This is a genomic window from Paenibacillus sp. yr247 (genome assembly GCF_900103825.1).
Taxonomy (GTDB): Bacteria; Bacillota; Bacilli; order Paenibacillales; family NBRC-103111; genus Paenibacillus_E.
In genome coordinates, this window is sequence record NZ_FNIF01000009.1 from 22,221 (window position 1) to 49,040 (window position 26,820).

Sequence of the window (26,820 nt, forward strand, 5' to 3'; positions counted from 1 at the left end):
TGACACCTACCTTTTGATTTTATACTTGCCTGTGACTTTGAATATGGAGAATAAGATCTTCTCCTAGTTTAGATAATGTGTAAAGCCGGGCTCGACCAAACTCTGAAACATCGACGAGTCCTGCCCCTTCTAATCTGGCTGCCATTTCGTCGAGCATATGTCTAGATCCAAGAAGCTTTTTATCAGTCTGGGTTTGCTGCTGGTAAGTTTCATTAACAAGCTCGCCAAGTAATTCTTTGTTCAAGGAACGATTTTCCTTCTTTAAAATTGCAAGAGCCCATTTACCGTGTCCGAGACGGTCAGAAAGAATGGATAGGATCTGCTCTCTCGATAAAATACGTTCCACCCCCTGTCCATTGTATGGATTCGATTCGATTCAACTATTGCATCAATACTCAAATCATACTCTATTGGATAATAATTCCGCAAGTACTTTTTAAGAGAGTTATATGTTAATGAGCCCGACGATAAGTTATTAGAGCAAGATAGAGTAATGATGTAATTAAACAGAGAGTTGAAAGACTCAACAGCTATTGATGCAATACCATAATCTTATTGATTCAATGAACTAGGATTATTGAATCAATTATTGAATCGATTAGAATCGATTCAATAATTATGAAATGACCTATATGATCAAACGGCTTACTGTTAGGCTCTTCACTCATGGTCACACGACCAAAAAACCCATACTATTGAACGTATGGGGGGAGGTGATTAGATGTGTCCACTCTAGAACCTCTCAAGCGGATTTTTTCCTGATAAATGTGTTGGACGAATTCACCCTCTGGTTAGTGTCCTTGTCATCGTGATATGAACGAATTATTACGAATTATTTCCAACTAATCTAGATTAATCGCTAATGATGAAATACATAACAAAGCAGCGGTGAGCCTGCCGGAATTACATCTTCTACGCGTTCAGATGCGGCAATGTCTCGACTTCCAGGAATACCACTACTGAGCTATGGATCACGGTTTAAAAAAGATTAAACTGGTCAAAGTGATGAAACAGTTAGTCAAAATCATGTGAGTAGAAGCGATCTATAAGCGCATTGATAAGCATTTTCTGATTTCCCTTACGCAGCTGAGCAACAAAATCCACAAAAAGAATAGAAATCAATTCGGTAAGGGACATTTCAAACTCATGGAATTCGGATGCCGCATCATTTAGAAAAACATCTCCCCTCTGGGCTGCATCCCGGCGCAAGTGGATATCGTAAGTGAGCCATCTCTTTCGAACTAGGGAATACTCGCCCGCTTCAGTGCGTTTCATTCGGGGGAAGTAGATTTTACGCTTACCAAGAAGGTTTTTGACGACGTCCTCCTGAGTAATGCTATTTGCATCGATCTTGACATCGGTCATATTTTCACGAACCGTAAATAAAAAGTCATCATACAGTATGTGTATCAAATGGTCGATCGTCAGATCGGCAAACGCGCCTTTTGTAATTTTGTTCAAATCGCTGATGAAGACCTCGGCTCGATCAAGATCTATTTTTTCCGCTCGTACTTCAATTCTTACGAATCGCTTACCACGGGAAAACAGGTCTCCCAAGGTTAAGCCGCTAAGTTTGCGTAATCTTTCAGATACCCCGTCACCGACCTTCTCGATACGCATCGCTATCAACCTCCCCTCTGTAAATGTAGTTCATAATAAGTCGATATGCGGTTTTCCGTATAGATAAATTCATCTTCCTCGCGAGCTCCTCAATCAATTCAAAATCTCTTAACAGAGGTTCTGCATGCATATATTGTCCGGTATCACTGTAAACGAGTGGAGGGAATCTTTCCGGAAAGATGCTGTATTGCTCTAATGCCTTTTTTAGAACATTGGTATTTGAGATTGTTTCGTATTTTCTAGAAGGATCCTTATTTTCAATTCGGAGTTCCTTGGCAAGTTTTCGCAGTTCCTCACGTTGATCCGGCGTTACCGGGAATTTTATATCTTTTTTCTTATCAGACCGTTCCCTCCGAGTACGTTGTTGATGTGAAGTGAATTCTACTTTAAGTGGTGTCGTAACTACCTGCTTTGATTCTGTTATATTTTGATTGCCAAGTTGCTTGTTCAAATCCGATGTTGGCATCTTTTTTACAGGATCAGATGGTCGTAATATAGCGTTTAGACTTGTGTTCAATCCTATTCCCTCCCGTCATTTTTGATTTAAAGGTCTACTATGTCATCGGTCATAATTCCACAATTCCATTATTCCATCTTTAGGACAAGTATATGGAGAGGGGTGGGATAATAGAACAACAACACCCCTAACCTTATGTTTAATATCTGATAAAAAGGTCAATTATGAATAATAACAACATCAAATACTGGGAGGTGTCTCTATTGGCATCGAATGAGATATCAAAAGAGCAAGCCATGAAACTAGCTGCCGCAATGTTGAAAAGTTCTGCAAGGATAGGGGCTCCAAAAGTAGCATCGTCGAAGAAATAGTTAGTGTCCTTTTTTCGTGATGTGATCGAATTATTTCCAACTAATCTAGATTAATCGCTAGTGAGAAATACTAATAATTAAGTGGTGGATATATGTCACGACCATAGAAGTAATGAGTTTTAGTCGTGTCATGATATCGATTAGGGCATTGGTTATAGTCGTGACAATGATCAGTCAAAATGCCTGTATTTGTGCTGATTCTGAGTTTCGCTTAACTATTTTGTATGACGGGTTTAAATGTTGGAATAATCTTTCTGTATCCGACCCCTGGAACTCCCGAGAAGTTATATAGGTTGACCCCTCCAAATACCCCTACGCTTTTGTTGTCGTATGTGATCCCGATTCATCGATCTAAACGAAGGTGTTAGCTGGAAATTGGTACAGGGGTCTTTTTGATCGTTTTACTCTTTTTCGGATTCATTTTTCATTCACCTTGATGTATAATCTGATGTGTTCAGATACGTAAGCGGAAGACGCAACGGTATGCCTGTTTAGGCATCGTTGCGTTTTTTATTTTTTAAAGAGAGGTGAATCGAGAGGCATGCCTGTAACCAGGGTGATGTTAGAGGACGATGACGACCGTTTGGATGATTTTGATCCTACTCAAACGACTGATCGTTCATCGATACGATCTACGAAGCTGTTTTTGGCTGAACTAGAGGATGAGGAAGAACTGGGAGATGATTATCTTCTACCTGAAGATAATGAAAGCACCACGAATTCGCCCGAGATTCTGATTTCGAATCAAAAGCGATGGAAAAGAGGGGTGAGCAGTCGACGGGATCGAAAATGGGATTTCGATAGAGTCCAGGATATTGTGCAGAACAATCCGACTCGTTTGAGGATTCTCAGCAGCCTCTATGTCCATCGACAATTGGATGTATTCCAAATTGCTCGTATTGCGGCGCCGAAGATGCACATTAAAGCACTAGGTAATCTGATGAGCGAGATGTATGCCCAAAAGGTCGTATGGCGCGAGAAAGGAGCGGGTCCGGAAAACACAAAAGGCGATAAGAAGAAGTTTTATTACCGCCTTTCGAAGAGTGGTCTTGAGCTCTTGGTGGAAATTTACCTCAAATGTGACCATTACGCTTATTTCTATCCGGATTTACCGAAGGAGCACTATTTAATCCAAAACCTGATGATTGGTAAGCAAGATAATCATCACTTTGAAACACAGGAATTCGTCACTCGCTTATTGCAGACGATGAATGCCAACGAGATCTACTTACCTCATTGTGAGTGGAAACGGTACCCGCTCCAAGATCCAAGGTTGGAAGGGAAGAAGGCGCCTTATCGTCCCGACTGGTTTTTATTCCGCCCCAATGAGCATTACAAGACGCTCGTTGACAACGATCGCACAGGGGATTGCCCGCTGCATGTTCCTGTGGAATCCAGAAAGGAATCGCATAAATCGTTATTAAGTGACCATTACAAGGGTTTTGTATCGATTGAGTGCGATTTGAAAACGATGGATCAGCGATTAATCGAAGATAAGTGTCGGAAGTTTCTGTACTCCCTCGATTTTTATCCTGATAACAATATGGCGTTCTTCTCGGTAAACGGCCGATATGCAAGAGATGCAGTCTTACCCATTAAGAATACGACCATGATGGTCCGACTGAGGAACACCAGAAAGGTAATGTTTAAGGTGCTAAAGGATGTCATGCTCAGCGACAAGATTAACGTACTGCATGGTGATGAGCATACATGCCGACTTTCTCTGGAAATGTTTCTGGAGCGGGATGGTGACTTTCACTCAGTAGCCCCGAGAGGTAAGGAATTCGAATCTTATGTTCATGCGTTATCCAGTACGATGGATACTCAAGTGGCCTACGTAACGGACGAAGTGAAGAAAATGCAGCTCGCAAGACCACTGCCCGTCATGCCGGATGAAGCTGTTCGGATCACTGGGGATTGGGGGAAAAAATCACAGACGTATATGGTCTTCTTTGTACGCCTGGGGTGGTTGAACCCCATTGCAAAAGCAAGCGCGATGTTGGAGTGGATTGAAGAGGGGGAAGAGAATGCGAAGGTCATCCTCGTATATCCGAATCAAGCAGAAATGGATGAAGAAGTACACTTTGATAACCTGCCGTTCTATTATGTGAACTGGGAGGATGTCGTCCGAACCGGTACCTGGGGTCACTTCAAAAAGCCTGAACCCTGTCGCAAGGATGATCGAAGATTGTGGGTATGGAAGGATGTGAACCCATGATGAATCGGTTATGGCAGAAGATCGGACAATGGAACTGGAACAAGCACACTCCAATACTCCTTATATGGGTGATGTATGGACTTTTGTACTTGATCTTGCTTTCAGCGCTTGGAATGTTGTTTGCAATGGTAATAGGGAACTTCGATATGCCAAGGGCTCGATTGATGGCGCTGATCCCCGTACTTGGTCATTTTATGATCTTTTACAGTCCGCCAAGCGGGAACCATTATGTGTTGGTTATCGGAACGTTAGTGCTGTCTGCTGCTTCTTGGTTATTCAGCACAAGGCTAAAGGTTTGCACATCGAGTTTGCGGCGACGAATGTTCTTCTTTGCTTTCTCAGTACTTACTTTTGCGATTGTATTCAATGTGTTTGCGGCCAACTTTTTGAAGCCGATCACCTATGATAAAGTCATGCTGCTCGACGGATGGGTATCCGAAAGCAATCGTAAATTTGTAGACAAAGGAGCCCTTAAGCTATTAGGAACCGTGCTCATGCTGCTGCCGATGATCGTTACCTATAAGTTCGTAACGTGGCTATATGGGGTATACCGAGAGGATACGGTCGTACAGGAATGGTTTGCGGATTACAAGTTTCAGTGGAGCCGTTTAGCCCGCTTCGGTGAAGATAATGCCATGAAGTTTCCTGACATTACGCTCGCTATCGATGCGATACTCCGTGTTCCTGTTGTTCTCCTTGGTGTATCCAGGCAGTTAGGAACACTGCTCATTGGTCCTCCAGGGAGCGGTAAGACGAGTTTGAAAATTATCAAAGGCGTTCGTCAGGACTTTGCTCATATGCAGCGGATGATTAATGCGTTCCCGGGCTTAGTGAAAAAGCATGGTCTTGGAACAAAAGAGTTTTTACTGGAGATGGGGAAGTACCTCATCGGGACGGTCGTCATCGAGCCTGCAAAGGATTTGTGTGATAAGAGCTACGCTCTTGCCAAAGAGCACGGGATTCCGGATCGACTCGTTGTCTATCTCGATCCTTCTAATGCGCGTACCCCTGGTTTCAACTGTATGATTGGCCCCATTGAACAGGTCGCGGAAACCATTACAGCGGTACTCGATGGGATGAGTGAAACCAGTAACGAATTCTTCCGGCAGGCCTGCAGAACCGTATTGAAACAATATATTTACCTGCTTAAATTTCTGAAGAAAAATGAATGTACGCTGCTAGACCTCGACCAGATGTATCAGGATCCGCGCTTTACGAAGGACATGGTGGAGGAAGTGAGGAAAAAAGTTCCTGGCCGTGATGAGATAAGTCGTATGCCCAATGATATGCAGATCTATTGGATGTTGGTTCGGCGTACGCTGCGCTGGTTCGATAACGATGGTCTGGAGGAGGAGCGGGACCGCGATGGTATGCTGCTCAAATACGAAACTGGCGAACACCAAGGGCGCATCAAAATAAAGGATAAGCAGTCCGAATTCACACGTCAGACTCGTAACCTACTTGCAGATCTCATTACGAATCCGTACCTCGCCCGGATATTGACCGGACGTAACGAAGTTGATCTCGATAAACTGATGGGCAAGGGCGGCGTGCTGCTCTGTAATACAGATAACGGTCTGCTTGGCAATGTATCGGATGCCTTCGGTAAGCTTGTGTTGATGAGCGTTCAGAATGCGGTATTTCGCCGTAAAGGTGACGAAGATACCCGTCCATTGGTCTCGGTATATGTGGATGAATTCTATGATTATATGAACTCTCCTTTCCTGAAATTAGCCGGTCAAGGACGGAAGTACAAAGTGGCTTTTCTTGTTGCTTGCCAGTCGCTGTCGCAGTTTCATGTCAAGTTCAACGAAGCTTTCGTGAACGCCATGCTCGGAACGATTCGAAATTACATCGTGTATGGTGGGGTAGGGGAATATGATGCTAAAAAGCTCGTTCCGATTTTCGGGACGCACGTCGTCGAGGAAGTAGCGGATAAGGAGTCCTTCTCACCGGAAAGCAATAACAATCCGTCTATGAATTACTCTCGCTCCGTAGTACGCGAAGAGAGAGAGTTGGTTACGGCAAACGAGATCATGTTTAACAAGTTTAAATTTAGCTACATGCGCCTCATTGTAGAGGGGAGTACGTCGAAGGCAGTCAAGGGTGAGGGCGACTTTGTCGATTTTGGAGATGCCGAAAAGTGGAAAAAGGCGCTTCAACCCGAAGCGGTAAAATACTTCATGCAATACTGGCAAGACGATAACGAAACCATATACACCTTTGATATGAACTGGATCGATACATGGGGCGATCATATCGACCCGAACACCAAAGACGTCGCGGCGAGTCTTGAGAAAGGCTACGATAAAGTACGCGAGGAAAAAACATTTGAGGAAATCGCACGCACAGATGACACAACTGCCGATCGTTTTGTGGATCTTGAGTTGTCGGGTGAAACGGCAGCATCCCGTCAAGAGGAAGACAAAGAGGTCACTGTGACCCCGATGCCACGAGCATCCCAGTTTGTTTATCACAAGGGAGGAGCGGGTGAGGTGCCTCAGCGGGGGATAGATGAACAGGTCAAGACTTCGAGGCCCGAGCCCAAAAAAGATGATCCTGGAGCGGGTGCGGCGAAAGAGCGATCAAAAGAGGACGGTACTAAGGAATCCGCAGTAAAAACTCCTCCCGCCAATGCGGTAAGTTTTTCGAGCGTATTTAGCAGACCCGCTTCCCCGTCACCTATGGCGAATGCAACATCGGCTTCCGAGTCAGAACCGGTACAGGAGAAAGAGACGGAGGAATTGCCTGTTGCCGAAGAGGAAGCAAGTTCTTCTTCTCTACCAGTAGAGAACCGTCAGGATCCATCCGTGAAGAAAAAGAAGATCGAGTATCTTAAGGATGCTGGAGTGGATGTAAACAGTAAAAAATTCCTGCAGCAGCTGTTTAACGTAACCCGAGATGATGGGAAATCATGAGATATAGTCGTTATATGTAGAAATAGGTCTTGTCAGTGAAGCGAGTTTTCGGTAAGATGGTAATTAATAGAATATTGTCTAATGAGCGATGAAGCGTAAGACGCACGCAACCTATTGGTTGAGTGCGTCTTTTTTTTGTTGTATTTATCGCCCAGTGAACCCATTCGAGGAGGTAGTTACATGAATAACGCAAATGCAGCCGTTTTGGAGTTATTAAGGGATTCCATGAAAAGAAGGTTCGTCCAGTATGGTGTCCTTGAGAACATCCGTGAAGTAAGACTGGCGAATGATACCAGCGAGGAGTTGCTACTGATCAACTTTAACGGTGTCACGGTGTACTGCAGAAAGGCAGACTTTGTGAAGCGTGAATTAAAATCGTACAGCGGCTTTCTTCAGACCAGTGTGCCGTTCATTGTCAAGAATATTACACCTGACGGCCACGTCATCGTCAACCGTATCGAGGCATTACCGATCGTGAGTCGTGCCTTCATTCGCAACGTATCGGAAGGTGACATCGTAACCGGAACCGTAACGGGGGTAACGGCAAATAACGTCGTTTTTGTCGACATTCAAGGTGTTCCTTGCCTGATCCCGCCGCAAGAGTGGGATAGTTCAAGACCTATAAACCTCCGCGAATTTGTCAAAGTGGGTACGGAGCTCGATCTTCAGGTGTTGACGATCCAAGAACTCCCTAAAAAGGAGTCCGAAGGCGAAAGTGAAGTAGAAGGCGTGACGGATAACAAGTCTTGGGAATTTGGATACCGGGTTCGCCTGTCGCGTAAAGCCGTCATGTCCGAAGAGATATCCCGCATTTGGGATCGGATTGAGGACCATTATACAGTGGGGGATTCGACAGTAGCGAAAATCGTTGGTTTTGCCCAGGGGATGAACAGCTACTTCCTTGAACTGCCAAAAGGTCTTGTGATTGTAGGTAATCTGCAGAACAATCTGCGACGTCAATACGGCGGCGGTCTCCCTCCAGGTCTCAAAGTTCATGTCACAATCGAGAGAATGAATAAGGAACAAAGACGCGGGAAAGCAAAGATTTTCAAACTGGATCCTACGCTCCAATCTGTTCTGCGTAGACCAAATGCGTTCAACCCTAACTTCTCCTGATGTTCAACCAGTGCGGATATGGAAAGCATTAGATGGCAGTGTTCCACTTTTTGATGATCCGACATTGTCCATCAGGATGCTTCCCTGGCACAATCGGCCAGATACCCATCTGGAAGTCACGGTTTTCCGCGTCGAAACCGGACAAATAACACAAATGGATGTAGAAGTTGCAGTAACACTTGCCAAGATGAAGGTGCTGACGGAAAGACAGCTGCGATTACTATATACGGAGCGATATGGTAAAGCTCATAAGCTTGCATCTCGTTTACGGTTTCTTCAGCAAATCGGCTGGTTTGAAGGCTGGACCATCGAAAGTGAGTATAATAAGCGGGAATATGTGTGGAGCATTGGGATTGGTGCTAAGAACTATTTAGGGTTTGTCATGGGCATGAGGGACCTGCCCAACCCTATCTCCATTGCACAGAATATTGCTCATTACCTATCGGTGTGTGCAGTCAACGAGCTACGAATCCAGATGCTCCAGCGGCAGGTTATAAGCGAAGAAAATTTCGTCTTGTATCCTCACATCGCACCCAATGCGGAGAATCCACTCGCAATGGTGGGGATGAATACTCCTGTTGGTATGATCGTTCTGTATGTCGAACGCCTTCAGCAGACAAAGAAGCCGCTTCGGTACATGAAGATGAAATTGAAGCGATATAAGGACTTGATTGACAATGGTCGTCTGCCAAGTCCATTTCCTACCGAGCACCCGCCTATTATGGTATGGAGCTGTGGGACGGAAGAGGCTGCCAGAGATATTGTAGGTTCACTCAATGAGTTGCCTAGTGAAATGATTCATTTGTTCCTGATCGACGAACATATGACGGATTTTCGTTATGCGTTTAGGATCGCCGAAAAGGGCGGCCAAGTAGGTGATGTGCTGCTCCAGCCATTTGTATTTGACTTTTTAGACAATTAAAGAATACGGGTAAATCATATGGACATGGGTGACTATTCATCAAGGTCCATATGATTTTCTATCGTAAAAGGCGCCGCAATCCGGGAAACCCCGGGGATGGAGGTATAAAGTTCATGAAGGTTCGAGTTACAGTACTATTCACGGTTGGTCTATCGATATTTTTCATAGGCTTGTTCTTGTTTCTGTTGCTGTATATCAAAGGGGAAGAGCTCCTGCCAAAGGAGGTTACATACATACCTCGCGGCAAAGCGATCGAAAAGTACACAGAGATCACGAACAAAGCGATGTTCGACCAACTGTTTCAACCCCAGCAAGTTCTACGGGCTGCGATTGAGCCTAGCATGATTACCCAGGATCGAATACAAGAGGTTATTGGGAAGACATTGGCTCAGCCAGTGTACCCGGACGAGCATTTAACGACCCATCATATAGGTGATAATCAACTGGTACCCAAGGCGGGAGAAATTGGCTATCCCATTCCAAGCGAATGGTTCGCAGTACTTGACTGGACAGGGAGGGTCGGTGACGTAGGAGAGATTTGGCTAACGCCGGATGATAAACTTAAGGCCAAATATCAACAAGCATCAGGGGAAATTAATGGCGCTGTCATTGGCGCACAGGCAAACAACCAAACCAATTTTAATGCACATGTGACGGTAAAAGCTGATGGAGGAAACGTACCGGATTTACCCGAGCGGCCGCTGAAGAAGCCGCTGCTTACGAGTGTGAAGCTGCGGTACGTCTTTGATGCACAGGCGAAAGCTGTCAAAAATGCAAAAGACGTGGCTGACCGGTCCGAAGGCACGAATAAGCCGGCAAATGCAAAAATCTTCCTTACTGCTGATCAGTTCGCACAGATCAAAAGTGCCGTGGAAGACGGGTATAAACTCATATTCGCCATTCATGATGATGGGGAAAGGGGGCTATCGAATTGAAAGTAATCATTATTGGTCGGACAAGCCGACTCCTTCCGCTTGTACAAGGCATTCATGGTGTTACGGATGTACTGTATTCCATTGATGGTGAAAGTAAGGAACCGGGTGCTTATATCCTGGATCATGTAAATCCTGAACTGATGGAAAAAATATCTGAACATGCGGCAGCTAACCGTGTGATCTATGTACACAACGTCCGAAGCGGGATTAGTGATGACTATGACCGTGCAAAGGAAGCTTGCAAATTAAAAGATATTCCTTTTATCGTGGACCGTGGCGATTCAAATGTGATCGATGAAATTGATCGAATCTTGTTTCCTGACCGACATACGGAGCGTGTCCTGCCTTCCATCGCCTTAATTTCGGCTCATCGCGGTGCGGGCGCACATATGATCGCGAAAAGTATCGGAGAAAATTTACTTAGCAAAACCAATGCAAGCATCGGTATCATCAATATGGATCCGTATGATGTGTCCTCGAATACGGAAGGCTTTTTCCAGCTGTACAAGGAGTACGAAGCCGGTGGGCTGACGACGAGACGCATCCGGGAAATTGCAGAATCGAAAAATGGTCTTCACATCATTAGTGGTAATCCAAAGCTTGATTTTGCAAGAAAGTATGGCATGGATCGTATCGAACAAATTCTCTCGCTGATTCAGCATAGCTTCGACTTGACGATCGTGTTGATTAGCCCCTACTGGGATAACACCCTAACACTTGTTCCGATCAAGATGATTGGGCGCAAGTATTTGGTTGCAACTAGCAACCAGCAATCTATGAACGAGTTTTATCAATACCTGCCGCAAATTCGTTATCTGTACGGTATCGACTTACGTGGGACCTCGTTCATTTATAATTTTGAGGGCAACGGCATTGAAACGAAACTTGCGATTAGTACCCAGCTTCAGTCGAGCTCCATTTTGTCACTTCCGTATGTTCCTAGTACCCATCCAGCAGCAAGTAAACACATTCAACAGGGAATCTCCGCATTTAGCGATATGCTGATGGGTGATTATGACATGCCGAACCTTCAGGAGAAGGTTCGGAAACGATCATTGTTTGGATTAATACCAGTAAGGGGTTGAGCCTATGAATCCGGATACCTTGTTCAAACTGGAGGAGCAGACGGAGATCCAGTTCCATGAAATTGTTGACTATATGAAAAATGGAACGGATGCGAAAAACCCACAGGCGCAAGGGTATGCGAATCAACAGTTCCGCTTCGCGGTGGGTATTGTAAATGACTTCTTTGACAAGCGCCTCACTAACGCGAAAACAACCGACGAGAAAAAGAAGTACCAAAATCAACAGCATCATGCGACCCGAGGGCGACCGGAAGAAGTCAATGAAATGAAGCGAATTATTCAGCAAATCATTGAACAGTCTCAGCTTCACGATATGCCGTTCCCTTCCATCTACTTGAATTTGGTCGATGCTCTATTTCATGAGACTTGGGGGTTCGGGGTCGTGAGTGTCTGGCTCGAGCAGCACCGAGAAGTCGGAAAATGCCGGTTAAATGGGACGGAAGTTTGGTATAAGAAGCCCGGTGAGAGGCACCGGATTCACGAGCAGTATCGGGACATTAAGGAAGTGTACCGACTGATTGACAATCTGGTGCTGAATGACGAAGGGGTAGTACTCTCGCGGGATACTCCCTATGCGGAACTTCAGCTGTATGATGGAACCCGGGTTGTCATTACGATACCGCCTATATGCCGTGTGCCTACTATTGTCTTCCGCCGCACAACCGTTGCGCTCTATACCTTAAATGAACAGGCAAAACTGAAGACCATCGATTCTGAGGCCATTCCCATTTATCAAATGATGGCCCGGTGCGGGTGCAAAATTGTACTATCGGGCGAACCAGGGGTAGGAAAAACGACGTTTTTGCTATCCACATTCGCAGAGACGCATTCGGATCACATTACGGTAGCTGCGGAAAATGCCTTTGAAATGATGCTCAAAGCAAGGTTTCTTGACCGTGATATTACTGAATTTGTCGGCGACGACAAGACGATGGTTCCGGTTATTTTTCCTCGGACACTACGGCAAGACCCCAAGATTTATATGATAGGCGAAATTCGAGAGGTCGAAGCTCCGATGTACAAAGAGGCGGCACGCAATTCCACGGGATTCGTCGGTACGACGATGCATGAATATGACTCTACGAACGTTCCCGGGACACTCGCTCGTAAAGAGATTCGCCATGTGAATGGACTGAATTACCGGATTGCCCTTACGGATTATGCTTCGGTTATCGATTTCGTACTCATCATGGAGCTGGATGAGGATCAGACGACGATCCGGAATGCAGAAATATCGGAAATCCGCTTCGATCCTTTAAACTTGTCTGTCACCAGTAAACGAATCATGCTGTTTGATGAAGATACAAAGATATGGCTGTATGACGCTGAAATTGACGACCAGCTCCTCCGGCGAATGAAGAAAAAAGATCGCCACGCTTACGCCGCTGGCATGAAGACCTTGGAACGCTTAGCCGAGGATCGGCCTATTCCTAAGGACAGGCTATCCAAATCGCTCTCTTGGGGCGAATCATCGGGCAGGGGGGATTGACTTGCTTGATGGACTGCTTTATACACTGAAAGAAATTCCTAACTTGCTCCAGACTTACTTGATCTATATTGCAGCTACATTCATTTTGATTGGTTCACTGATAAGCTCGATGATTCTTCTGGCGCAGTTCGCGAAGCTGTATAAAAAGATGCACGAAGCCCAGGAGCAATTCAACTCACTGGAGAGTCCCGATCAAGAGATTCGTGATTATTTTGGAAACTTCATTACGAAGACGATAGCCATGCACATTCATTCTTTTATAGAACTGTCGCCCTTTGTCACCCGGATTGTTGTCTTGGTTTTTATGCTCGTGAGTATCGGATTGGGGCTTTGGAGCGGGATCAGAGTTTTCGAAGCAGCGACCTACTGGAAATCAGATTTGCCGCTAAGCCATATGAGCGGATGGATTGCGCTAATCGTTGGCATCGTGGTATCCAGTCTTCCTTTTTTGCTTCTCCATGCGTTTATCCAGCAACGAAGGGCCAAGCTGAGCCATCAACTGTTACCGTATGTCGAGGATTTTGAAAGGAACTACTTGGTAACCCCGCGTGTCTATGAGTCGATGAGGGACATGCCGGATAAACTTGGAGAAGGTCATTTGAAGGATATGTCCTTTCGGCTAATTCAGGTCATGCAAAAGAAAGATGTCGATCGAATTCACTATGAGTTCCGGATGTTTGAACATCAGATCGGCTCTAAATTTTCAGAAATGTTTATTGTGTTGCTGCGTGAAGGCCTTGGTCTTAGCCACTTGGAGAAGATTGAGAAGAATCAAGAAGCGAAGCGGGAAACGAAAGACATTCGCGTTGGCCTGCGGGCGCTCATCCAAAAAATGCACGGAATTAAGCGAGTCGCCCATTCAGATAAGCCTAACAAAAGAGATATTATTCAAGTGGGTTTCCTTACGTTTCCGGTGTTGTACGGTGCCTACTATTATGGGGATAAGCTCATGGGGGATCGGGCAAGCCAATTTTTATTCAAAAATACAACGCAAATGGTTTTTTTCATTGGCTCCATCGTCATGGGCATTGTGGCTCTCGCCGTCAACATCGTGGTTTCCAGACGAAAGTTTGATGTTTAGCAAAAAATCAGGAAAGGGGTGATGCGCCGTTATTGCTTGGTTTGATCTTCATGCATACGATCTGATTTTGTCCTGCGGGTTTGGATGCACGCTTCTCTCTGTCCTGTTCCTGTTTCTGTCCGTTGGGAAGACGGAGCGCCTTGTTGCCATTCACGAGACTAGAATTTATGTACAGCTCGAAGCGAGGCAGAAAATTAGCGCATGGAAAGAGATGTATCAATCCGACTTTGGAAACCACCTATTGGGAACGATGGGATGGAGGAGTAAGATCGATGCCACACGGATGATGATGTTTCGGGATGCGGTATCCTTTGCTCTCGCGGCGTTTTTCATCGTCAAACAGTGGATTTCCGGTGGGAATTTGTCTACGGAGATTGTTCTCTTACTCCTCATTTATTCCTTGCTGACGCCGGGTACTCATTTCAGTATTCCAAGCACATTTACGTACACGTTCGTCCCAATCTTTCAAAAGGTACGTCGTTTTCGGGTCAGCAGAGAGTCGGCGATGTTTCTGCAGCTCCTGCGGAACGAAGTAAGCGAGAAAACCGAGCGGCAAGTCATTTCCATCATTCAGCAGTATCAAAGTTATTTTAAGGTGCTTCGTAACGATTTGATTGATTTGGAACACGATTTTCCGAAGGGAAAGGACGTGGCGCTAGAACGGTTCAAATCGAAGCACCCGCAGAACGAAGAGATTAATTACATTTGTTCGATCCTGGACAAGCTTGCTGATGTCGGTTATGCCGAGTGCGCTCAAATGCTGAAGGATAACGAAGAAACCTTAAATAAAATGCAAGAAGCTCACTACGAATCTAAAGAGAAAGACTTAAACCAGCTGCTCATGGTGATCAATCTGGGCGGAATTGGGTTAGCTGCTTTGTGGTTTGTAATCGCTTGTTTCATGTGGTCGTATTCGTTCGACACGAATCCTTAGGAGGTGGGTGTGATTGTCTTGGACGTGGAAAAAAATCATTGGATTTGGGATTGTCGCTTTTCTTGTAGCCACTCTTCTTCTCGATAGTAGTACCGGTCTTATTACAAAAGAAAAGAATCTTCAAACGACTGCGAATAACCGCATCGATAATAAATAATTTTTGGAGGGATCCCTTGTGAGTTGGACATGGAAAAAAGTACTTGGTTTTGGTATCGCGGCATTTTTACTGGCAACGTTAGTCCTAAACGGAACAACAGGTTTGTTTTCAAAAGTGAGCACAACGAAAACGCAGTCAGATACTCGCTCAGATTCAGTAAATACCAGCATTAAGTGACGACTCCACACGGCTAAATCCGTGGGCTTCTCGAATCATCGGGACTCGTAACCTTGTCCCTCCTCGAAGGCTCCGTCCGAGCCTGTAACTATTTGTATGGTTACGAGACTTGCCGCATCGCGCGTGATAGGATATTGATCGCAGCATTCACGTCGCGGTCTATTGTTGCACCGCAATGAGGGCACCGATGCATACGCTCGGCAAGCGTCTTTTTCACTATTTTGTTGCAGGCAGAGCAGCATTGAGATGTATTGTGCGGATCAACCCGTACAACCTGACGACCGGCACTCTCAGCCTTGTACGTCACGAATTGGACAAGTATGCTCCATCCAGCATCCGCTATGCTTTTGGCAAGATGACGGTTTTTCACCATCATTTGCACATTCAATTCTTCGAAAGCAATGATGTCGTAGTTGTCAACAAGGGTCTTACTGATTTGGTGTGCGTAATCTTTGCGCTGGTTCGCCACACGCTCATGCTGTCTTGCGAGCGCCATGATCGCTTTCCTTCTGCGCATTGAGCCGTACTGCTTTCTGGATAGCGACTTTTGTTGCCGCTTAAGCTTCGCCTCGTTGTTGCGCAGATGATTCGGCGCTGCAAACATTTGTCCGTCTGAGGTTGCCGCCAAATGCTTGATGCCAAGGTCAACACCTACTCGGCGGTTCGTTTCCGGAAGCGGCTCTGCTTCGACTTCGCACGACAGACAAGCGTAGTAACGTCCGTTTTTAACCGTAATCGTGCAGGTCTTGATCGTCCCTTGCGGCTGCCGATGCAGTTTGATTCGCACTTGGCCGATCTTGGACAGTTCGATGTGCTTTCCGTCAAGATCAAATCCGCTCTGCGGATAGGTGAACGAATCGTAGCGGTTTTGCGGCTTAAATCGCGGGAACCCCGCCTTATCACCGTTCTTTATGCGGCGAAAGAACGATTGATACGCTTTGTCGAGCCGCCTGGCGACATCTTGCAATACTTGGGAATATACTTCTTTCAATGTCGAGATATGCTGCTTGCGCTCTCGGAACGTGTTCGTTTGTTGTCCGTAGGTCAGCGTCTTTCCTTCCATTTTATAGGCGTGGATGCGTTCGTCCAGCAAACGATTGTAAAGCAATCGGCAACGTTCAAGAGTGAATTGAATCTTTTCTAGTTGCTCTGTCGTAGGATACAACCGGAATTTGTATGTTCTTACCAATCATGTTCACCTCCTGTGCCTATTATATCACAAAAAAGGGAACTAATGTTTGGTTTGTCGAATGCTTGAGGCGTATAAAGCGCCCCGATTTGAAGGTCTTATATCCGCCGCTGAAGGCGTGGGTTTTACGGCCTGTCTTATAAATCACTAAGATTATAAAGGGAGATGTGAACGATGAGTTGGACATGGAAAAAAGTACTTGGATTTGGTATTGCGGCATTTTTACTGGCGACATTGGTATTAAACGGGACTACAGGCCTCCTTTCCAAACTGACGACGACAAAGACCCAATCGGATACTCGCTCCGATGAGGTTAATACCGGAATTAAGTAGTCGCTCGTATACTCCTGAGGAGGATAGCCATTGGATGCTATCCTCCTCTACATTCAAGGAGAGGATTATTGTGAAATTCACCTTCCAGCAGCTTTTATGGTTACTTATTTCAACTTTGATGACAGTTGCTCTGATTTTGTCTCATGCAGATGCGAAGAACCAGACGTACATAGAGATGGAAGCAACGGAAGCTATTCTAAAGGCACCGCCTGCTGGCTACATCACACCCGCGATTCAAACTGCGATAAGAGATAACCTCGTGAATACAAGACACTTAGATCCTGCCAAGCTAACAATAAGCGGAACGACGAACATTGCTAATCGGAAAGTAAAAGGTTCCGGTGACGAAACGATTTCTCTACAAATATCTTATCCGCGGGTCATTTATATTTTCTTCGGCTCCGTCATCAATGATTCGTACATAGTTCCTCGAACGATTAATACGGAATATCACCCGTGAAGAAGGAGCAGACACATGGCTGTTGTCTTTCGGATTATTATACAATGCTTCATATTTACGCTATTTATCTTTTATGACGTACAGGATCGGGTTCAGTCGATGGGGGAAGCACGCACATATAGTGCGGATATTATCGCCTGTCATGATGCGGCCATACCGAAGCTCGTTGACAAGAGCAAGGGTTACGTCGTGTTTGACGAAGTTGCCGGTCTTGCTAGCTTTCAGCAGAGTCTCATTCGAAATTTAAACCTGCAACCGAATCTTACTCCTACGAACAATAAGATATTTTATGGGCAGATCAAGATTGTAGGTGTAATGTTTATTGGGGACGACAAAGTGCCACATGATGCGAGTGGGAAACCTATTTATCCTTATACGTACTCGAACAGCTTGATCTACCGCGGACATTCGATTTCGGTAGACGAGACACTCTATGGCCCCAGTGTTATCGGTATAATTGAGGCAGGGTATAACACGGAATTAAAGCCGGTTGTGATGAAAACGGCGGTTTATCGATATGTTGGGCAATCACTGAATTAGACGGAGAAGATCCACTTTCCTATTTCTGGTGTCTATGATAAACTAGATGAAGATGTACAAGGTTGCTCATTTATTGAGCTTGATTTCGAAGAATGTCTTCTATGAAGACGTATAGTTATTGAGCGGAGGACGCGTTAATGGACCGTATTATGGTCTATTTTAACGTGTTTTTTTTGTTTGAGCAGCGAAAAATTTTTTAAAGCTCTGCCTAATAGTTGAAATAAGGAGGGATGATATGACAATGAAAAAAGTATTCATTATGGGAGCGGCATTAAGTGTTGTAATGTCCTCACTGGCATTCGCAGACGGTAATACATCAAGTTTCCCAGATATGAGAGACCACTGGGCCAAGACTGCTGTGGAAACTGCAGTTAAACACAAATATGTTGATGGTTACAGCGATGGATCGTTCCGTCCAGAGAATTATGTGACGGGTGCTGAGTTCATCAAAATGGTAGTGACGGCTTCTGGTTTGATGGTAGAAGGTTCAACTGAAGGTAGTCAATGGTATGTGCCGTATGTAAAAGCAGCAGTTGCTAAAGGATTCGTTCGCGAAGACACAGTAAATGACAAGTTCTTGAAGAATCCAATCTCCCGTTTAGAAATGGCCAAGATCGCTGTTCGAGCTACTGATCCTATGCTTCAACAACCGCAAGTAAGTTTGAATGATCAAGGCGTAATGTACACAGCTACTAGCAAGGGGCTTGTACAGGGATTGAGTGGCGGAGATTTAGCTCCTGAAGGAAGTACAACAAGAGCGCAATCTGTTACTATTATCGAGCGTATCTTATCTACTAACGCAGGAGAGAAATTACCTATTGATAAGTATGCTATTGGACAAGCTGAACTGCAATTAAAACGCACTAATATGTTTTCAATGATTCCTTCGTTCAGTGGGGAGCAAATTGCGGGGCATTCCTGGTCCCCTGAGAAATTGGTTGTAGAAACACCTGATCATAATTACAAAGGTGAAATTGATCAAGTTGTCGCCATCGATTTGGAAGATTCAAACGACCCTAATCGTTATATGTTAGGAGACATTAATAGTCTTCGTGTGTATGATGGCGGAGACTTCGCTAAGAAAATGCCGTATGTAAAGGATTTCCCAAAAAGCTATGTTATTTTGGTCAAATCACATACGGTTTTTAACAATGATACCAGCTCTTACTCTTCAAAAATGTATGGCTTAGGAATGAGCTTCACAGGATTTAAAATGCCTAATTCTCAGAACACAATAATTAATGGAGAGTTGCGCACTTTAACTTGGATATTTAAAGAAAAGTTTGGTGATATGGGCGCTTATATTGTTCCTAAAGATGTAGCCGCTCCTATGGGTGTTGATATTCAGGTTTACGTTCCTGCTATACCTCCTGTAAGTGATATGACCCACACCATCACATCAACTCAACGTGCTGTACAACAGTAGATTGATAGTTGCGTTAAGGGGGTGGGGCATTTGCGGTTAGGTTTAATAAAGAAACACGTGCGGTTAATTAGCTTGATAATGCTAGGCATCATGGGTGTTGAGTCAAATGTTACACAGTATCTAGGCGAGGAGCTTAGTAAAGCCTTTGCTGCCTCGCCTAGTTCAGTAACATCTTCAATTAGTTTTCCATCTGGTATCGCACAGCAATCAGGCGGTAAGTATTATTCTTCCAATACTTACTTATCTGGTGGATCAGTCAGTATTACAAACGTTCCCTCGGGTAACGTCATCACGAGAATACTACATAATGGAGAAGACATCACACCACCTGCGGCCATTGGGGTTAAAGACTACTCGGGTCGTGTAAATGATACTCATAGTGGTGCGCTGAAAACTGTAACTTCTATTGGTAACACTTCAGGTACCAAGGGCTACTATGCTTGGTACAGATATATACCTGGTGGAGCTCAAGGTCTTAACTGGTATGCAGACGTTGCGGACAAAGATGGGAATATTGTGAAGATAAGTTGCGGTCCTTCTTCTTTTGGGCCTGCTACATATCATAGGTCTTCGGATCCAACAACGCCTACCGAAAACATTAATGGTTATGACATGCCTACTCTTCCGGGCTGTAGTTCGACCGATTTTCCTGAATTACAGACACTAAGTTTGGGCGGTATCAGAGATTCGGATAAGCCTTTCAAAACTGACACAGCTGTTGGGGTTCCCGACTCGGCAGTTACTGGTGTGGTAGCTACGTCTGCTCAGGTGAATGATAGCTTTGGTAGTCCTATCGGCGGACCAAATGGGTATTCGGGATACCCCCGATCAGCAACAATTACAGTAGTTGGTGTCGATCCCAATGCAAATAGCGCTGGGCAGTATCGTGTAACATTCCAACAGAAGTTTTTGGATGTTTCGGATAAAGAATCTGAACAAGATTTGGCGGCTCCAGCACCACCAAACGGAGCAAAGGTAATCACCTATTACGAAGCATTTACTGTCGATCTGCAAGGCTCCACTTATGAATATGATGGTAATGTCACTGTTGAATATGCGCCACCACCAAACGGAGCAAATCTTAGTAGCGTTGCTATCACGGCACCATCCTGTGTAGAAGTTAACAAATCGGAATCATTCTCATTTAGTTTTGCTAACACGGGTGGTACTGACGTGACCGTGCCGTTTCAAGCTAAAGTGGTCATCGACGGCTCGACATACCAAACATATGACTATACAGGATTACCTTCAGGTCAAAGTAAAACTGAAACCTTCACCAAAAATTTTGGTGGAACTTCCAGCTACAATGTGGGAGTCATAGTTGATACTGTTGCTGGAGAAACCAATACTGGCGATAATAGTAAGTCTGTTACTGTAGCACCGCAAATAAGTTGTGCAGCTGCTCCAACTCCTGAGGTCATCACTGGTGATTTCACATTGGACAAGACCACTATGAGTTACGGTCAGAGCAACTCGGCTACACCAGTGGGTGTATCCGTAACAGGTAATAATGGGGGCACGGTATGTGCGATAAGCCAGTTTGGATTTATCTTTGAACAAAATGGTATAACAAGAGATTACGTCGGAGTTAAATCGTCACCAACTGCCCAAGGCTTTTCCGGACCGCCCTATCCCGGTGGAATGGGACAAGGATTTGTTAATGTGACGATGAAACTTGTCACGACTTGTGGGACAACCAAAGTTTTTAATACCAAAAGTTTTGAGATTACAATCGATCCTAATAATAACGCGCCTTTTGGATCTCCTGGGTGGTTTGCTAATCACAATACCAATAACTATCCGACAATTGATGAGATAGTGGTGGGTAACTACGTTGATCTTGGTGTTATCCAAGATAAGACTCGTACACCTAATGAGCCTTATGATCCAGAAGGCAATGGATTCTTTCCAACATGGGATTTCGCAGGAAGCTCAGATCCTTGGATTCAAAATCTTGGGGACGCCAAGAATGGTTATGGCTTCTACGAGCATGACGAAAGATTCAGCAATATTAAAGCGGATGTCTTAGGCTTCCATACAGTTAGAATGAAATTGACTGATACTAAGGGAGCGGAAAGTGGCTGGCGGTCTGCAACCATCAATGTCGTGAAGCCTAATCCAATTGCTGCTTGTGATGCACCAACACAAATGAAGTCCAATCGGCCTTTGGCTGCGAATGCGATTAATGCGGATAAGAGCCGAAGCCCTTTGGGCCTTGCTATCGATCATTCAAAAGATGAATGGACAAATAAGCAACCGACTTATCAAAATAGCACAGGTAGCGATATCACCGTTACAGTGACCTTGAATAAGGTATATGACTCGGCTGGATTGGCTTCGGAAAACATTAGCAGTTGTAACATTATTGTGCATCCTGATCTCCCACCAATTGCAAAAATAAATGCCCCTACCCTGGGCAATCGTGGGGATTCTTACGACATATTAAATCAGTCGTATAGCCCTGACGGAGATACATTGGTACAGACTATTTGGTATGTCAGGTATGATGCCAATAATGACGGTGTTTTTGACGACGTAACCGAACCCTATTCTGTTGTTACGGGAACTTTATCCAAGTATGATTTCAAGCCAACTAAAGTTGGTAAGTACAAATTCAAGCTTCGGGCTATCGAGGATTATGGCGCTTGGGCCGAGGCTGAATCAGGAATTTTGGATGTAATAAACCAAGCTCCAACGGTTTCTTTCGATCTTGCTGGAAATAGCCCTAGCCCAGATCCTAATCCGCCGACGCTTTATAAGGCTTCGGACATGTTAAATCTTTGGCAGCTGTTTGCTACAAATTCCAATATTCCTTTGAGCAAGACTTCAACCTATAACTGGCAGAATGAGAACGAGGCATTGCAATCAGGAGCCGGTAAAGGTAAGGAAATGCAAAATTTTGGGGCAAATGTCATTTCAACCCCTTACGGGTTTGGAGGTGCGACAGCTTATAGCACTCCGTTAAATGATAATGGATTTGGAAAGAATGGTGTCTCGGTTTATAAGGCGATGGCTTATGCAGATCCAAGCTATGCTCAACCATTATTGATACCTGACGCCAGTGGGCAGCCTTCGGGGTTTTTAGGCGGCTCAACGCCGATAGAAAGTGATAAGACTCATTTGTACTTTCAATTAGCCGCTGGGACTTATGACAATCCTATAGGCACGAGCTTCTATGCTTTGAACAAAAGTAAGATTGGTAGATACCAGCTGGAGCTAGTTTGGTCCACTCCTTGTAGTGGGTGCTTTTCATCGGGAACGTACACACATAGATGGCTTGATGGAAATCCTTATGATTACATACTTAACTACAAAAATCTTCCAACGAGCAATCTAATTACAACAAAAACTGTGCCACATTATCACAACTCTACGCAGGATGGCACTGTGCAGATGCAAGAGACGATACCATACACCTCCGTGAGATCTGTATTTGCGGAAAAAACGGTTTATATGCTGTTTACGAAAAATACGCCGACAAAGGTGATCTATGACACAACTGGTGATAGTGATAGAACCTACACTAATTGGTCATACAACTCAATGGCGTGTTCATTCAAAGCATTAGATGGATCATTTATCGGATGTTTTGATGTGCCTAGTACAAACGGAAGTAGCACAACCACTTTAAAGGATACGATTACCAAAGGTGACCATTTGCTATTCTTGTTTGACAGTGATGGATACTACAGCACTAATGGATATTTTGGTAATAGCTTCTCTGAAGTGGATTTGTACGGAAACGTTGTGAATACCGGAGCTATTACTGGAAATAATCCGCAGGTTCCAGTGACCTATGAAGCCAAGTATACACAATGGCCAGATAGCTATACTCCAATAAGTTACTCCCCAAAAAAGTACGTCAATACTAATTGCTGGTTCAATCAAACAGGAACACCATATAAGGATCGTGATGGCAACACCTACTTCTATGAAGAAAAGGTTTGCCAAGCACCAGATGGTAGTACGATGCGGGGTTATAACGAATTTAACTATCGTGCTTATCCTGAATTAGCATTAGGTATTTACGTGGCCAAGTATAACAAGGATTATAAGGTCGTATGGAGAGCTAGAACTGGTGGTAACTCACTGTCCTTTAGTGCTGCATGGACCTTTGACTGGAATGAGAATATCAACACAATGATTGTGAATCCTTTAAACAACACAATCATTTCGAAGACTCTCTACACAGTCGGCGGATATTGGGGCGACAGTAGGACTACAATCAATAATACTATTGATATGACAACTGGTGCAGTTTGGGGTTGGGGCGGGCCTCTAGTTACAGGTATGGGCACAAGCATGCATGTCGACGGTGCCGGTAATTATGCTTGGGGTGCTTGCGCAGCCAACATTTACAATCAGTGTAGCGATATTAACACTGGAGGAAATGGTAGAATTCTTCAAGGCAACGTTGGATTCTTTTCCAGTGCAACTGAAACAGTAAACACGAGAGCTTTCAGCGAATACATGGGTGATGGGTTATTGCTCAGCACGTACATGTGGCATCAGTGGTCGACGGGTTACAACAGTCCGCCTTATGGGCAAACGGTATATTGGATCGACAAAGGACCTATAGCCGAAGCTCCAGCAATTACACCCAGGTATCAATTTGGGCAATTCTTGTCTAGTCCTGTAATTTCTGATGCCGATATTTCGTTCAACTTCAAAACGGAGCAAAATAAGGTTGATACCGAGAAATTTGGGTTTGCGTTTAGAGCGCAGGATGCAATGAATCGTTACGCTCTTGAGTTCGATGGAACAAATGTGTTTTTATCTAAATACGTCAGCGGAGTACGTACTGTACTAGCAACCTCAGCCTATAACGTACAAGATAGTAAAAGTTATAGCGTGCAGATCCGCACAGCTGGTAACACAATCAACGTGTGGATTAATAAGGTTAACTATTTTGCTGATATCGTGGATAACACATATCCTGTTAGCGGAAAATTTGGTCCGTTTGCGGATAAGTCCTTTGTTAACTTTAGCGCAATGACTATGAAGCCTTATGCTGAAACAGACCTATGGGATTCTGCTCACGCGATCTTGGACGACAAGACTGGGAAGGCAGAGCTGGATTACAGTAACATTGTTTTCAGTGATCCGGAGAATGACCCAATGGCTGACTCGTTTAACTGGACTTACACGCATACACCAATGTTTCTTGATAATGGTGGCGTATCTCCACTAAACGGAAAAAGCTTTAGTTCGGGACAGCCTGTATTCGACAGAGTCGGTAAATGGGATGTTACTTTGAAAGCTAAAGATGATCCTTATCCGACATCGGCATTTAAATTCCCGAACATGGCATTTGATGCCTACCGTAAAAATTCAAACACCTTCAAGAAGAGTATAGTCGTACACCGCAGACCGATTGCTGTGTTTACAGCCGCGATGCAGCCAACTGGTTTTGTTTCCTTCACAACTGATAGTTACGATCCAGATCATTACAATCCGGTTAGTAAAGCGGTTGACAGTGGGTATGAATCCAATCATGGCATATTCGAGGAAAAGTGGTACTATATTGCCCCTGACGGGACACTTTCCCAAACAAAATTGGATAAAGTTACTGATTCAGGAACATACACCATAGGCTTGCAGGTAAAGGATGAGTTCGGGGCTTGGTCGTGGCCTGTAACCACTACCTTGGATGTGGGATTAAAACCTAACAACCCGCCTAAAGCTGTTCTTACTTACCCATCAGGAACCCAGGACTCACCGGACTATTTATGTATTAACTGTAATCCTACCCTTGCTTGGAATCAAACAGACATTGACCCAGACACCACCTTCACGGCATTCGAAATTTCAATTACGTCATATAGTCCTGATGGTTGGGGAGGATATTATTCGAATGAATCCACTACCTCTAAGGTTGTTTCCACAAAAGCAGAAGCTGCCCAATGGTTTGCTAGTAATATTTGGGGAGCTGCTTCGATAAAGTGGAAAGTAAAGGTTAGGGTTAAGGATGAAACACTTTGGTCTGCTTGGTCAAATGAAGGTTGGTTTAGCAGTGTAAAACTGCCAACAGTTCAGCTGACATTTCCAAACGGGACTTACGATAATCCAAGCCCGGTTACAAGTCTTCGTCCTACAATTACGTGGGATCAGAAAGATGAGGCAGCAGGAAGGATCGCTTACCAACAAGTGCGTGTTATGGCTAAGGACGGTACTATTGTAGCCAGTGCGGATATAAGCGTTCCATTTGCTGACAGGACAAAATTATCCGATAGTTGGACTATGAATGTTGACGCTACAAGAGGCGCTAAGCTAAAGGTTCAAGTGCGGGTTATGAATGAGCAGTCTGCATGGTCTACCTGGTCAAATGTGGGATGGTTTACAACAAACAGTCCACCAGTTGCCACCATGACCACACCGTCAGGAACTCAAGCAACTCCAACGATGTTCACTACCACTAAGCCAACATTTGAATGGACTCAAACAGATCCTGATACCGGCACTACCTTTTCTCATTTTGAGATTCAGGTAACGAGTGAAGACAATGCGACAATGGTTCTTGATTCTGGTGTTTTAGTGGAAAACAGCACAAGTAGCACTGGAAGTTGGACTGCGACATCTGATCTACCAGCAGGGCAAAAGTTAAGAGTTCGTGTAAGGGTGTTTGATGGTTACGTTTGGTCTAATTATTCTCCACAAACCTGGATGCTTATTGACAGAGCACCTATAGCAGACTTTGATTGGTCTCCTAAGCCGGCCTACGAGGGTGATATCGTTTCACTGATCAATAAGAGCAGTGACCCGGATAATGACGTGCTTTCGTCTCTTTGGACGATTACGAACCCGGCTGGGGCTATAACGACTCTAACATCTATCAATGGCACCATGAACACGTTAAATCAACCGGGTACATGGAGCGTCACGCTCAAGGTGACAGATCCTTATGGAGTGACAGCATCCGTAACCAAATCAATCACTGTGCTCGCATTGACCATCACAGGTGCAGTGCAGCATACTCCCCAATGGGAGAACAACCGCAAGGCGTACAATCAACTGAAGACCGGTACCGATAATTCACCGTGGGCACCATCCACTTTCCTTGCTGGAGAAGAATTCGATTTGGTAGGGATAACAACGAACACGGGATCATCGAGTACGAAAGCGACAAGTGTTATCGTTACGCTCGTTGAAACAGGTGACCAAACCTCTTTGTCCGCTTCGGATTCAACGTTTACGTCTTGGATCGGTTCGCTCTGGAAGAGCAGCTATGATATGCTGACAGCAGGGACCTATCACTTCAAGTTTGTAGCCACGTGGAATAATGGGACTGTAAAGCAAGATATACAGACCATTACCGTGGACAGTCACAGTATTCATGATTACTGGGAACTTATTAGATCTAAATAGCGAAAGAAGCCGCGATGAAAAGGAGGC

General features: G+C 44.7%; 20 protein-coding genes. 16 read left to right on the plus strand and 4 right to left on the minus strand.

Annotated features, from left to right (window positions below; translation table 11 throughout):
* Nucleotides 1-19: 19 nt before the first annotated feature.
* The 3 genes from BLT91_RS16730 to BLT91_RS16740 all read right to left on the minus strand — a co-directional run bounded on the left by BLT91_RS16730 (nt 20) and on the right by BLT91_RS16740 (nt 2,137).
* Entirely contained in the window at nt 20-346 is a 327-nt protein-coding gene (locus BLT91_RS16730) for a hypothetical protein (RefSeq protein WP_141225010.1), read from the minus strand.
* A 668-nt stretch (nt 347-1,014) separates the two neighbouring features.
* Nucleotides 1,015-1,620 carry a hypothetical protein gene (locus tag BLT91_RS16735; protein WP_090822924.1) on the minus strand — a complete coding sequence of 202 codons (606 nt, stop codon included), beginning with the start codon at nt 1,618-1,620 and terminating at the stop codon, nt 1,015-1,017.
* The gene (locus BLT91_RS16740) at nt 1,598-2,137 is read right to left on the minus strand and encodes a hypothetical protein (protein WP_090822925.1); all 540 of its coding nucleotides are present in this window, start codon (nt 2,135-2,137) and stop codon (nt 1,598-1,600) included. Before BLT91_RS16740 ends, BLT91_RS16735 begins: the two co-directional genes overlap by 23 nt.
* Before the next feature lie 852 nt (nt 2,138-2,989).
* Here BLT91_RS16740 and BLT91_RS30745 point away from each other — a divergent pair.
* The 11 genes from BLT91_RS30745 to BLT91_RS31700 all read left to right on the plus strand — a co-directional run bounded on the left by BLT91_RS30745 (nt 2,990) and on the right by BLT91_RS31700 (nt 15,480).
* Nucleotides 2,990-4,666, plus strand: coding sequence for a hypothetical protein (locus BLT91_RS30745; RefSeq protein WP_141225011.1), 1,677 nt, complete (start codon nt 2,990-2,992; stop codon nt 4,664-4,666).
* Complete coding sequence (locus tag BLT91_RS16745; RefSeq protein ID WP_175532350.1) at nt 4,663-7,584, plus strand: type IV secretory system conjugative DNA transfer family protein; 2,922 nt, start codon at nt 4,663-4,665, stop codon at nt 7,582-7,584. The genes BLT91_RS30745 and BLT91_RS16745 overlap by 4 nt, the downstream gene beginning before the upstream one ends.
* A 180-nt stretch (nt 7,585-7,764) precedes the next feature.
* Entirely contained in the window at nt 7,765-8,700 is a 936-nt protein-coding gene (locus tag BLT91_RS16750; RefSeq protein ID WP_090822930.1) for a S1 RNA-binding domain-containing protein, read from the plus strand.
* Entirely contained in the window at nt 8,675-9,622 is a 948-nt protein-coding gene (locus BLT91_RS16755; RefSeq protein ID WP_175532351.1) for a hypothetical protein, read from the plus strand. Before BLT91_RS16750 ends, BLT91_RS16755 begins: the two co-directional genes overlap by 26 nt.
* A gap of 113 nt (nt 9,623-9,735) precedes the next feature.
* Nucleotides 9,736-10,557 (plus strand): SAF domain-containing protein, encoded by an 822-nt coding sequence (locus tag BLT91_RS16760; protein WP_090822934.1) that lies wholly within the window; start codon nt 9,736-9,738, stop codon nt 10,555-10,557.
* On the plus strand, nt 10,554-11,642 hold the full coding sequence (locus tag BLT91_RS16765; protein ID WP_090822935.1) for a CpaE/TadZ family protein: 1,089 nt from the start codon (nt 10,554-10,556) through the stop codon (nt 11,640-11,642). Before BLT91_RS16760 ends, BLT91_RS16765 begins: the two co-directional genes overlap by 4 nt.
* A gap of 4 nt (nt 11,643-11,646) precedes the next feature.
* Entirely contained in the window at nt 11,647-13,131 is a 1,485-nt protein-coding gene (locus BLT91_RS16770; protein ID WP_090822937.1) for an ATPase, T2SS/T4P/T4SS family, read from the plus strand.
* 1 nt (nt 13,132) lies between these two features.
* Complete coding sequence (locus BLT91_RS16775) at nt 13,133-14,212, plus strand: hypothetical protein (RefSeq protein WP_090822939.1); 1,080 nt, start codon at nt 13,133-13,135, stop codon at nt 14,210-14,212.
* A 67-nt stretch (nt 14,213-14,279) separates the two neighbouring features.
* Nucleotides 14,280-15,146, plus strand: coding sequence for a hypothetical protein (locus BLT91_RS16785; RefSeq protein WP_141225012.1), 867 nt, complete (start codon nt 14,280-14,282; stop codon nt 15,144-15,146).
* 13 nt (nt 15,147-15,159) lie between these two features.
* Nucleotides 15,160-15,303: a hypothetical protein gene (locus BLT91_RS31695; protein WP_175532352.1), complete on the plus strand. Its 144-nt coding sequence runs from the start codon at nt 15,160-15,162 to the stop codon at nt 15,301-15,303.
* Between the two features lie 18 nt (nt 15,304-15,321).
* Nucleotides 15,322-15,480, plus strand: a complete 159-nt coding sequence (locus BLT91_RS31700; RefSeq protein WP_175532353.1) for a hypothetical protein — start codon at nt 15,322-15,324, stop codon at nt 15,478-15,480.
* A gap of 100 nt (nt 15,481-15,580) precedes the next feature.
* On the opposite strand, the gene BLT91_RS16790 is transcribed toward BLT91_RS31700, so the two are convergent.
* Nucleotides 15,581-16,669 carry an RNA-guided endonuclease InsQ/TnpB family protein gene (locus BLT91_RS16790; RefSeq protein ID WP_090822945.1) on the minus strand — a complete coding sequence of 363 codons (1,089 nt, stop codon included), beginning with the start codon at nt 16,667-16,669 and terminating at the stop codon, nt 15,581-15,583.
* Nucleotides 16,670-16,843: 174 nt separating this feature from the next.
* Between BLT91_RS16790 and BLT91_RS31705 the strand changes: the two genes are divergently transcribed.
* The 5 genes from BLT91_RS31705 to BLT91_RS16810 all read left to right on the plus strand — a co-directional run bounded on the left by BLT91_RS31705 (nt 16,844) and on the right by BLT91_RS16810 (nt 26,793).
* Nucleotides 16,844-17,002, plus strand: coding sequence for a hypothetical protein (locus tag BLT91_RS31705; protein WP_175532354.1), 159 nt, complete (start codon nt 16,844-16,846; stop codon nt 17,000-17,002).
* A gap of 70 nt (nt 17,003-17,072) precedes the next feature.
* On the plus strand, nt 17,073-17,462 hold the full coding sequence (locus BLT91_RS16795) for a hypothetical protein (RefSeq protein ID WP_141225013.1): 390 nt from the start codon (nt 17,073-17,075) through the stop codon (nt 17,460-17,462).
* 15 nt (nt 17,463-17,477) lie between these two features.
* A complete protein-coding gene (locus BLT91_RS16800; RefSeq protein WP_090822949.1) occupies nt 17,478-18,002 on the plus strand; it encodes a hypothetical protein in 525 nt (174 codons plus the stop codon).
* Between the two features lie 235 nt (nt 18,003-18,237).
* On the plus strand, nt 18,238-19,428 hold the full coding sequence (locus BLT91_RS16805) for an S-layer homology domain-containing protein (RefSeq protein ID WP_090822951.1): 1,191 nt from the start codon (nt 18,238-18,240) through the stop codon (nt 19,426-19,428).
* 612 nt (nt 19,429-20,040) lie between these two features.
* Nucleotides 20,041-26,793, plus strand: a complete 6,753-nt coding sequence (locus BLT91_RS16810) for a glycoside hydrolase family 78 protein (protein ID WP_217635233.1) — start codon at nt 20,041-20,043, stop codon at nt 26,791-26,793.
* Nucleotides 26,794-26,820: the final 27 nt, after the last annotated feature.